Source organism: Pseudoalteromonas luteoviolacea S2607, assembly GCF_001625575.1.
GTDB lineage: Bacteria > Pseudomonadota > Gammaproteobacteria > Enterobacterales > Alteromonadaceae > Pseudoalteromonas > Pseudoalteromonas luteoviolacea_E.
The window spans coordinates 398,467-407,734 of the sequence record NZ_AUXV01000003.1 but is presented as its reverse complement, the minus strand read 5'-3'; the positions used below and the strand labels follow the sequence as shown (position 1 = coordinate 407,734).

Annotated in this window: 5 protein-coding genes; 4 read left to right on the top strand and 1 reads right to left on the bottom strand. The window is 44.2% G+C overall.

The window, feature by feature from the left end; translation table 11 throughout:
* Window positions 1-476: hypothetical protein (locus N480_RS25570; RefSeq protein ID WP_196761444.1), on the top strand; the 476-nt coding region annotated here is incomplete at its 5' end.
* A 151-nt stretch (window positions 477-627) separates the two neighbouring features.
* Here N480_RS25570 and N480_RS03940 read toward each other — a convergent pair.
* Window positions 628-1,038 (bottom strand): DM13 domain-containing protein, encoded by a 411-nt coding sequence (locus N480_RS03940; protein ID WP_231102220.1) that lies wholly within the window; start codon window positions 1,036-1,038, stop codon window positions 628-630.
* 718 nt (window positions 1,039-1,756) lie between these two features.
* On the opposite strand from N480_RS03940, the gene N480_RS03935 reads away from it, so the two are divergent.
* The 3 genes from N480_RS03935 (at window position 1,757) to N480_RS03925 (ending at window position 9,262) form a co-directional block, all read left to right on the top strand.
* Window positions 1,757-4,927 (top strand): glycosyl hydrolase family 18 protein, encoded by a 3,171-nt coding sequence (locus tag N480_RS03935; RefSeq protein ID WP_063371212.1) that lies wholly within the window; start codon window positions 1,757-1,759, stop codon window positions 4,925-4,927.
* Between the two features lie 66 nt (window positions 4,928-4,993).
* The gene (locus tag N480_RS03930; protein WP_063371211.1) at window positions 4,994-6,595 is read left to right on the top strand and encodes a lytic polysaccharide monooxygenase; all 1,602 of its coding nucleotides are present in this window, start codon (window positions 4,994-4,996) and stop codon (window positions 6,593-6,595) included.
* Window positions 6,596-6,619: 24 nt separating this feature from the next.
* On the top strand, window positions 6,620-9,262 hold the full coding sequence (locus N480_RS03925; protein ID WP_063371210.1) for a glycosyl hydrolase family 18 protein: 2,643 nt from the start codon (window positions 6,620-6,622) through the stop codon (window positions 9,260-9,262).
* The last annotated feature ends 6 nt before the right edge of the window (window positions 9,263-9,268 follow it).

The window sequence follows — 9,268 nt, the reverse complement described above, 5'->3', positions numbered from 1 at the left end:
GTGCAGGCGATTCGTTCGGTGGCCGACCAGATGACTTTGAGCCATTCCCAACAGGCGAATTAAATCAACATGGTTACACGCATCATGGTGTTCTGTATGTTGAGAGAGATACATATCACACAGGTGATTACTACGAGTATATGCGGATATGTGTGAAAGCAAATGATCGTATGATACTGGGAGCGCAATCACAGTATGACGAAAATGCACGTTATGATAAGTACGTTTTACAAGGTACCTATCACCCTACGAGTCAATATGATTCCGATTATGGGACACTTACCCTGAAACTAAACTCTCAACATTATCAATTTAGAGAGTCTATCAATTTATTCAAATACGCCGGTGGTAAATACGAGTTTGAAGGGTACACCATTTACGATGGTAGCAATCAAGGTACTTTAAGAGCTTATTATAAAGGCAGTGATAACTACATTGCTGAAGGGTGTGAGAATAGCCTAGGCACAAAATACTAACGCTATCACATGATAGAATAATGGTGCGCTTGTAAAAGCGCATCATTAATCATGGTTGTCACGAAATGCCGCTTATCACAGGTGAACTTCCAAAGCTTTGACTTTAGTCGTTAATAAAAATCCTGCTCAAAACGTCTGGAGAGCGAGCCAGTTACTGATATTTCGCAGCGGTAATAAATTCGCCAAATGATTCACACCAGACCACCACTGTTGAGTATTTGTCTATCTCGATAGACTGGGGGACATCAACAATAAAGCCATTGAAGCTTGAAACTGGCGCGACAAACTGCATTGAGCTTTTGTGCTGTTCAAACTCTTGCTCCGTTTCGATGAAGGTAGGAGATAAATAAAGACGATAATCTGGCCCTGGCGCAAGCCTTCCTTCAAAGCCTATACTCTGCTCTCCAATAAATACGTCACCTTCTCCAAAGTGCAAAAAATCAGAGCCTTGCAAGTTTTTTGTAAACGTAGCTGTAAATTTTGCGCCATTCGCGACATCAGAAAGTGCAGTTTGAGTTGGCGCTGGTGGAGCCATCATGATGGGTAAAGAATAGACCCCCATCGCAAATCCAAAACAAAAAACCAACACTGTAAACATTAATTTAAACAAAAAGCGCATGAAATACGGATCTCTAATCTGAAGTTATTTTCCTAACCTTAGCGTGGCAGATAGTTGTGTCAACTCAAGAATGTTTTATTTTTGTTAAACCAGTCTAAGTGGTACATTTATTTTAAAAAACCACGTTGTCGATAGGTAAAAAGTAGTATTGATATTTTTAATTCTCCTTTTTGCAACTCTGCTTTTCCTTGGCTTATACACAAAACACTGTTTTTACTAATTTATTCATTTTTAAGATCTTAACTCTGATGTTTTTATTTTATTCTTTTGAGTTCGTTCCACATTGGTTTTTGATATTTTTATATAAAAAAGTATTGCAACTTAAAAAATAACCAATCACAAAGTTTGTATTTTCTGGTTGGACCTTTTTGTAATGTAAATAAAGGTAAACAAAATAAGTGTTAATTTTGTTAACTTCCATGGGCTGTGTTTTGTTGTGTTTAAATCAACAAGGGTTGGTGTATCAATAGGTTACAATTTCTGGTTTTTATTGTCCTAGGTGATTTTTATGGTTATTTGGTATGTGTTTTTTAATTTTAACCAATCCCTTGTGGTGATGTTTTGGATCGGTACAATCGCTTTCGCTCAGTATTGCATTAGGTACATATGTTGCCAGATGTAATTTTGTGAATATAAAATCAAATAAGTTAGGAAAATAATAATGAGCGTGTCAATCCTACCCAATAGAGCACTTAAACTCAGTGCCATAACTATGGGACTATTCAGTGCATCAGCACTTGCAAATGTTGATTGTAGTAATCTTACCCTGTGGCAATCAGGAAAAATCTATGTTGGTGGCAATCAGGTGCAACAAGATAACGTTGCATACCGAGCTAACTGGTGGAATCGATCCTCACCTCAAGCTCGTTCTGGGCAATGGCAAGAATGGACTAAACTCGGGGAGTGTAAAGGGGCTGAACCCGTAAATCTAGCGCCGTCGATCAAACTGCTTAAACCCATTGCGGATATTACGGTTGTTGAAAAGGAAGAGGTCATTCTTGATTTTTCGGCACAGGACAGCGACGGTGAAGTGAGGCACGTTGCTATCTATCATAATGATCAGCTAGTCAAAGTTTTAAACGAAGCGCCTTACCGTTTTACATGGCAAGCAAAACAAGGTAACCATGAGTTTCATGGTGTAGCACTTGACGACGACGGTGCAACGGCTAAGTCGGTGAGCCGAAAAGTGAGCGTTGAAGCGCTGCCTCCTGTTGACGTTAATACCGCGCCAATTGCGCGATTAGCGGCACAGTTACCCAGTGAATTGGAAGTGGGTAGCCAAATTGTATTTACATTGATAGCCAATGACAAAGAGTCGGACCAGCTTACTCAATCGCTCTCTTTGAATGGTGTAGAGCTTGTCTCAACATCACAAAATGAATACGAATTTGTGTGGACTGCAAAGGCAAAAGGTCAGCAAACATTTACTTTGGTGGCGAAAGATGAACATGGCCTAGAGTCTGAAACAGTCACTCGCACGTTCACAGTTAAGGCGACAGATGACACGCAAACAAGCCATGAAGATTGTCGACCTGCGGGCTTATACCAAACGCCCGGTGTGACACCTGCATACTGTGATATTTATGATAGCGAAGGTCGTGAAAAAATGGGGGCTGATCATCCAAGGCGTGTGATCGGTTATTTCACCAGCTGGCGTCATGGTAAAAATGATCAACCTAGTTACCTTGTTAAAGACATTCCATGGGACAAAATCACCCATATCAATTATGCGTTTGCCCATGTCAACAGCCAAAATGAAATTAGCATTGGCAACCCAAATGCAGAAGGTAACGCTGCGACAAATATGACTTGGCCGGGTGTTGCTGGTGCAGAGATGGACCCAAGCTTGCCATATAAAGGCCACTTCAACTTACTGAATAAATACAAAAAACAGTATCCGCATGTAAAAACCATGATTTCCGTAGGTGGCTGGGCCGAAACTGGTGGCTACTTCGATGAGAACGGTAAACGTGTAAACAGTGGTGGTTTTTATACGATGACCACAAATGCTGATGGCAGCGTAAATCAAGCTGGTATCGATCAGTTCGTTAAAAGCTCCGTTGAGTTTTTAAGAACTTATGGCTTTGATGGTTTGGACGTTGACTATGAATATCCTTCTTCAATGAAAGATTCTGGCCACCCAGAAGACTTTCCTGTGAGTAATGCACGACGAGCAGGCTTGAATAAATCTTACCAAGTCTTAATGAAAGATCTGCGCGAGGCACTTGATAAGGCGGGTGAACAAGATGGTAAGCATTACATGCTGACTATCGCGTCTCCGTCATCAGGTTACCTGCTGCGTGGTATGGAAACCTTTCAAACTGCTCAGTACTTAGATTTTGTGAACATCATGTCGTACGACCTTCACGGTGCATGGAACGATCATGTTGGTCACAACGCGCCGCTCTACGACACGGGCAAAGATACCGAGCTTAAAGTTTGGAATGTATACGGGACTAAAGAGTTTGGCGGAATTGGCTATTTGAATACCGATTGGGCTGTGAACTACTTCCGAGGTGCACTGCCAGCGGGCCGAATCAATATTGGTATTCCATACTATACCCGTGGTTTTAGAGATGTGCGCGGCGGTGAAAATGGCCTTTGGGGACGTGCGCCACTGCCTAACCAAAATAACTGTCCAAAAGGCACAGGTATTGGGGAAAAGAACAAGTGTGGTAACGGCGCTATTGGTATCGATAACCTATGGCATGACATAGAAAATGGTCAAGAGGTAGCGGCGGGCTCTAACCCTCTTTGGCACGCTAAAAACTTAGAACACGGGATTAATCCAAGCTATTTAGAAGTATATGGTTTAACCCCTGAAACTGATGCAGACGACGTATTTCGCGGTGACTATGTCCGACACTACGATGAAGTTGCTGTCGCACCTTGGTTATATAACGCCGAGAAAAAGGTTTTCCTATCAATGGAAGACACGGAGTCTATGAAAACCAAGTTAAATTACGTAGTTGATAAAGGACTTGGTGGCGTAATGTTCTGGGAGCTGGCGGGTGATTTTGACTACCATGCTGACAAAGGTGAGTACTTCATGGGCTCGACAATGACAGCGTTGGCATATGACACATTTAACCAAAGTGGTGTGGTGTATGATGCACATATTGGTGACGATGAGTTTGCTGTACCAAGCGAAGCGGTGGACATTGCATTCGAAGCAAAAGACTTTCCAGTGGGTGATCAAAACTACCCAATTCGTCCGACATTTGCCTTTACCAACAATTCAGAAATTGACCTAACTGGTGCCACGATCACGTTCAATGTGCCAACTTCAACGTCTGCTATCTTTAAGTCAAATTGGAATGCGCGCAAGAAGCTCGGTATGAAAGTGACACATGATGCTTCTAACAGTGCTGGCAACAATATTGGCGGCTTCGAGAATGAATTTCACCGTTTCTCTATCACCTTCAAAAATGAGTGGGGCGGCCAGCTTGAGTCATTTAAACCTGGTGAGACCGTCAATGCGCAAGTGATGTACTACATGCCGATCACGGGCCCTGTTAACTTTGTCGTTGAAAAAGATGGTAAAGAGTATGCGTTTACGTCTGAATATCCTGAACTACCCGTGGCTAAAAAGCACGTTCCGGCCCCCGGTGATGGGGACAAAACCCCGCCAAGCGGGACGCAGTGTGAAGGTGTAAATATTGAAAACATCAACACCTATCCGAATTGGCCGCGCACTAACTGGGCTGGCGACCCTAGCCATGCTGTAGGTGGCGATATGCTGATCCACAATGGTGCGGTGTACAAGGCCAAATGGTGGACTAATGGCATTCCGAGTGATGGTGGTGCTTGGCAAAAGGTATGTAGCCTGTAACCAGATTCAACATTCCCAACCAGAGTGATCTGCGGATCACTCATACAATCAATAAATGAGAAAACTATGAGACAACAAGTAACCTTATGCGCGCTGGGCGTAGCCATAGGCGTGGGCGTCATTGGCAAAGTGAATGCACATGGATATATGGATTTTCCAAAGGCAAGGCAGGCAATTTGTCAGGAGCAGGGTGGATTTTGGTGGCCAAAAGATGGCTCTAAAATCCCAAATGCTGCGTGCCGCGCAGCGTATGTGCAATCTGAACATGTACAGTTTATTCAAAAACATGAGTTTGCAACAAATACCGCGGACTTTCGCAATCAAGCTGCGGTAGAAGCAAATATTCCAAATGGCACATTATGTGGTGCAGGCGACGCCCAAAAGGCAGGTATGAACATACCTTCCAAAGATTGGCAAAAAACGGAAATCACACCAAATGCCGATGGCAAAGTGAAAATCCGTTATCGTGCAACAACCCCGCATAACCCAAGTTTTTGGCAGTTTTATTTAACTAAGCCGGGCGTGGATTTCGAACAAAAGCCACTTGCTTGGCATGATCTAGAGCTAGTGCAAGAGCATGGCAACATTCCATTTTTTATGGCACCAGATGGCAAGCGCTACTATGAAATGGAAGTCGCAATTCCTGAAAAGTTCAGTGGCGACGCTATTTTATATAGCCGTTGGCAGCGTGATGATGTGGTCGGCGAAGGGTTTTATAACTGTAGCGACGTGACCATTTTACGCAGCACGGACCCTGCTCCTACGCCTGATACATGGTACTCAGCTGGGTACTTTGTCAATCAAGGGCAAGACGCCAAAGCGGGTGATACCGTTTGGGTACGTGTCTTTAACGGCAATGGCAACGAAATTGTTCAAGAGAAACTGGATATTACTGATAGTAATGTATCACATTGGCAATCTCTATTTGCATCTAGACTAAACCAACAATTTACAGAAACGATTCGCATCGGTGTTAAAGATACTCAAGGCAATATTGTTTTTGACCCAGATACGATTAGCAGTAATCAGGTGTTTTTAGCTGATAAAACCAACAGTTACAACTTAACGGTCATTCCTAAACCTAAAAACACAGCGCCAACAGTACACACGCCTGCACCGCTCACAATTGATGAAGGCCAAAACAAACATTTACATGTACATGCCTTTGACGATGAGCAAGCAACGCTAGAATTTGACTGGCAATTACCCAGTGCCCTGAGTTTCTCTGGAGTGGGTTCCACTATCACAATAACCGCCCCTCAGGTGGATACTGACACGCGCTTTGACGGCAAAGTGACCGTGTCTGACGGTAGCCTAAGCAAGACGGTACCGTTGGTTATCAATGTGAAAAACATCGAAACAGATCCAGGTACACCAAACGATGACACTTGGGAGCCTAGCAAAGTATACACAGCAGGCGACACCGTTGTGTACCAAGGTAAAACGTATCGCGCCAAGTGGTGGGTGCGTGGTCAATTACCAACATCAAGTCATGCTTGGGAACTTGTAAAAACGGGTGATGACTCAGATGCAGGCAACACATCATGGCAGGCGAACAAAGCTTATCGAGGCGGTGAAATCGTCACGTTTAATGGCGCGCGATATCAAGCTCGCTGGTGGACGCGCAATCAACAACCAGACCAACACTCGGTTTGGAAAAAACTATAAATAAATCTAAGAGGTAATCTAATCATGTTTAAGTATTTAACAACTGCTGCAGCGGTCGGTGCTGCGCTTGCAAGTGTAGCTGCTGTCGCTGCGCCTTCAACACCGAGTATTAACTGGAAACCGCAAAATTATTCGTTTGTAGACGTGAATATTTATGGTCGAGGTTCATACAAACAGTTAATTCAGGCGAAAGACGTTGTAGACATTCAAATTGAGTGGAACGCATGGTCAGGAAAAGGCGGTAACAGCTATAAAGTGTATTTTGACAATGAAGTAGTCAATGAAGGCACACTGGCAGAAGGCACCACAGGTGGCACAATCCGCTTTCCTTATCACAAGTCAGGACGTCATGAGTTAAAAATAGCCTTGTGTGATGCGTCAGGCTGCGCAATGTCAGCTTCTAAACCAATTGTAATTGCAGATACGGATGGCGGTCATTTAGAGCCACTCAAACTGAACGTGAATCCAAACAACAAAAAGTTTGAAACAGATCCAAATACAGTGGTTGGTGCTTATTTTGTTGAGTGGGGCATTTATGGTCGTAAGTTCGATGTAACCCAGATCCCTGCGGATAATCTAACGCATTTACTATACGGTTTTATCCCAGTATGTGGTCCTAATGATTCTCTTGCAGAGATAGAAAACGGCAATAGCTTGCGCGCGCTTAAATTGGCGTGTGGTAGCTCAAAAGATTATGAAGTTGTGATACATGACCCATGGGCAGCCGTGCAAAAAGCATTGCCAGGGATCAGCGCTAAAGACCCAATTCGAGGGACTTACGCACAGTTAATGGCACTTAAACAGCGTAACCCTGATCTGAAGATCTTACCTTCGGTAGGAGGTTGGACTTTGTCAGATCCGTTCTTTGACTTTGATGTAAAAGAGAACCGCGACACATTTGTTAATTCAATGCGTGAGTTCTTAAAGACGTGGAAGTTTTACGACGGCATTGATATTGACTGGGAATTCCCAGGAGGTGATGGTGCGAATTCAAACTTGGGCTCAGACAAAGATGGTGAAGTTTATATCATTCTAATGAAAGAGCTCCGCGCAATGCTAGACGAACTTGAAATTGAAATGGGTCGTGAGTTTGAGCTGACATCCGCGATTGGTACAGGCTACGACAAAATAGAGGACGTTGATTACCAGCAAGCTGCTCAATATATGGATTACATTTTCGCCATGACCTATGACTTTGCTGGCGGCTGGAACAATGTGACAGGGCACCAAACGGCAATTTATTGTGGCACGCATATGTCTACAGATGAATGCAACGGAACGGGTGTTGACGAAAATGGTGAGGCGAGAAAAGGGCCTGCCTACACGCTCGATAATGCAATCAAATTGCTCCTTGCACAGGGAGTACCAAGTGAAAAGCTTGTGGTTGGTACGGCGATGTACGGTCGAGGTTGGGAAGGTGTTTACCCACAAAATGCACAAATTGCGGACAACCCAATGACGGCACCTGCCAATGGTAAGCTGCGTGGGTCAACGTCTCAGGGTGTTTGGGAAGCAGGCGTTATCGACTACAAGGGACTTAAGGCTCATATGATAGGTCATGATGAGCAAGGCATTAACGGTTTTGAAGTAGGGTACGATGAACAAGCTGAAGCTGCATATGTTTGGAATCGCCAAAAAGGCACCTTGGTTACCTACGATAGCCCTCGCTCTGTGCGTGCAAAAGGTCGTTATGTACGTGAGCATAATTTAGGTGGCCTATTTGCATGGGAAATTGACGCGGATAACGGTGACATTCTCAATGCGATGCATGAAGGTCTAGCTGGCAAAGTGACACCTCCTAAACCAGTAAACAAGGCACCTGTGGTATCTCTCACGAGTGAGATTACGTTAAATGCTGGTGATATTCATGTTTTAACGGCGCAAGCGTCTGATCCTGAAGGTAAAGCGCTTTCATTTTCATGGCAAGGTGATGCGGCTCTAAATCTTCAAGGTGAAAATGACAGCGTTATCGTTACTGCACCGAGTGTGACAAACGATTCTGTTTATACTGTAAACCTAGCAGTAAGCGATGGCGTGAACACTGTAAATCGCACAGTTAAAGTGGTTGTAAAAGCACCTGTTGTTGAAAATAAAGCGCCGGTAGTGGGCAGCATTTCTGCAATCTCTTTAGACGAAAACACCAGTCAATCAGTCAGTATTTCAGCGACCGACCCTGAAGGAAAAACGCTGAGTTTTGCTTGGAAAGTGCCAGGACACACAGTGGTTGGCAGTGGCAGTACGGTGACTATAAAAGCGGCTGAGGTGACAAAAACACAAACAATTACTGGTACGGTTGTGGTTTCTGACGGCGTGAACAGCGTGACGCGTCAGTTCAACGTTACGGTGAAAAATGTTGAGACGAGTCCTGAGCCAACACCTGGCGATGGTAAAACAACATGGGATGCCAATAAGGTTTACACCGGCGGCAATACCGTTTGGTACAAGGGTGTTCAATACAAAGCGCGTTGGTGGACTCGTGGTGCAATTCCAAGTAATGGCGGAGTTTGGGCTGAGATCATTCCAGATGATGGCAAGGTACGTGTTTGGCGCAGTGACTTAGTTTACACCGGTGGTGACAAAGTCGTGCATAACGGCGAAACGTATCAAGCTCGCTGGTGGACACGTGGCCAAGCTCCGGGCAGCAGCTCTGTGTGGCGCAAGCTATAACAAACC

What these genes read in the sequence shown, in the direction of transcription:
- N480_RS03935 (WP_063371212.1), top strand. Translation starts at nt 1,757, where the DNA reads ATGAGCGTGTCAATCCTACCCAATAGAGCACTTAAACTCAGTGCCATA.
- N480_RS03940 (WP_231102220.1), bottom strand. Translation starts at nt 1,038, where the DNA reads ATGGGGGTCTATTCTTTACCCATCATGATGGCTCCACCAGCGCCAACT.
- N480_RS03925 (WP_063371210.1), top strand. Translation starts at nt 6,620, where the DNA reads ATGTTTAAGTATTTAACAACTGCTGCAGCGGTCGGTGCTGCGCTTGCA.
- N480_RS03930 (WP_063371211.1), top strand. Translation starts at nt 4,994, where the DNA reads ATGAGACAACAAGTAACCTTATGCGCGCTGGGCGTAGCCATAGGCGTG.